Annotated in this window: 2 protein-coding genes; one reads left to right on the top strand and one right to left on the bottom strand. The window is 43.0% G+C overall.

Translation table 11 applies throughout. From position 1 onward, the window contains the following. Positions 1-309: 309 nt before the first annotated feature. Positions 310-942 (bottom strand): PEP-CTERM sorting domain-containing protein, encoded by a 633-nt coding sequence (locus PX482_RS26710; RefSeq protein ID WP_288027573.1) that lies wholly within the window; start codon positions 940-942, stop codon positions 310-312. 335 nt (positions 943-1277) lie between these two features. Between PX482_RS26710 and PX482_RS26705 the strand changes: the two genes are divergently transcribed. Next, a partial coding sequence (locus PX482_RS26705; protein WP_288027571.1) for a DUF2887 domain-containing protein occupies positions 1278-1457 on the top strand: 180 nt, incomplete at its 3' end.

The following is a 1457-nucleotide window of genomic DNA, read 5'->3' as shown; positions in this document are numbered from 1 at the left end:
TTTTGGGGCTTTTCTTCCGAAACAGGTGCAAGATTTTGAGAGAATCGTCGTTCAAAACCTTGCGTCTTCATCGGCCCGCGTTCTGTAGGGGCGAAGCATTCGGGCAATAACCTATCGGTGAAACCGTAGATTTTCTATCCGAATGCTTCGCCCGTACTTTTTCAGCAGACCCTACTTAGTATTAGATATGTGTAATTAATTGTGTCTAGCTACTTATCCATTATGTCCCAAAATTCAATAGGCGAGAGTGCCTTTTTCCCTAACCAAAAAGGAAGGCTTTTAAACCTTCCTTACCATAGAATTGGTCATTTATTGCCGTTTGCAAGCCAATACACCCAGAGAACCCACCGCTAATAAGCCTAAAAGGGTGCCTGGTTCGGGGGTTGTCTGTATCTGGGCAGGTTGAATAGTCCAGTTAGCAGGATCGATGTTACCTTCTACATTGGTCAAATTGACCTCGTAATAATAATTTGGGTCAGTATAGTAAACGCCATTGAACCCATTCACGTACCATTCTATAGGTGTTTGTGTAGAATTGGTTGAGACGACATTGACATTATTGAAATCAGACCAATCAAAAGGAACAGCCGTTAACTGTCCTGAGGCATTGGTGACAAAGCTTCCTGTAGTACCATCCAACCCATCACCCCCATTAGGATTAAAGGTGGTAACGTGGGCTCCATTACCAAAGTTGAAGGTGACAGTCACAATGTCAGTGGCATTCCATGTTTGGCTCAACAGGGAAGTTCCCCCATTGTCAAGCTGATAGGTAATAACCGCAGTATCACCGACATTAACGTTATCGACAAGGGGTAGAAATCCGGGTGATGCAACAGTATCCGTATAGGTAGCGGTAAAAATGGCGGCATGGGCGGGAATGGCAGTGAAAACGGCACAAGTCACCGCCGGAAGGCAAAGGGCTTTTAGCAGTTGATTAGTCATTTTTGATTGATTGACAAGTTAATTTCATGGCTAAGAATGGGGAAAAACTGCTCGTTATACCCCATAAATCATTGCTTAACAGCAATAAGCAGCCTCATTCTACCCCCCCCCCGAATTTGTCAAGTATTCTCCGTTTTTTATTGATGAATCCGGAAAAAAGCCCATCAGGGAGAGACTGGAAGGGTTCGCCAAGGAAACATCTTAAATTAATCAGTAATGATTAAGATTGAGCTATTTTAGGGGTTAAAGTCGGTCCTTATTCCCCCCTTTATTAAGGGGCGTTAGGGGTGAGCAAAACGTCCTAATCTTAGCGCGTAGTGCTATAAAATAAAAGCATGAAAACTGACACGATTTTTTATCAACTCTTTCAATCATTCCCCTCTATCTTCTTTGAATTAATTCAACTTCCTATCACCGAAGCGAATAACTACCGCTTTGACTCAGTGGAAGTCAAACAACTTTCTTTTCGTCTCGATGGAGTCTTTCTGCCTCAAAATAATCACCCCCAGACTCCT

The sequence above is a fragment of the Microcystis sp. M53602_WE12 genome (assembly GCF_030065455.1).
In the GTDB taxonomy this organism is placed as follows: domain Bacteria; phylum Cyanobacteriota; class Cyanobacteriia; order Cyanobacteriales; family Microcystaceae; genus Microcystis; species Microcystis aeruginosa.
Note: the sequence above shows the minus strand (reverse complement) of the source record. Positions and strands in the feature narration are given on the sequence as shown.

Coding starts and splice junctions, on each gene's coding strand:
- PX482_RS26710 (WP_288027573.1), bottom strand. CDS start 942: ATGACTAATCAACTGCTAAAAGCCCTTTGCCTTCCGGCGGTGACTTGT.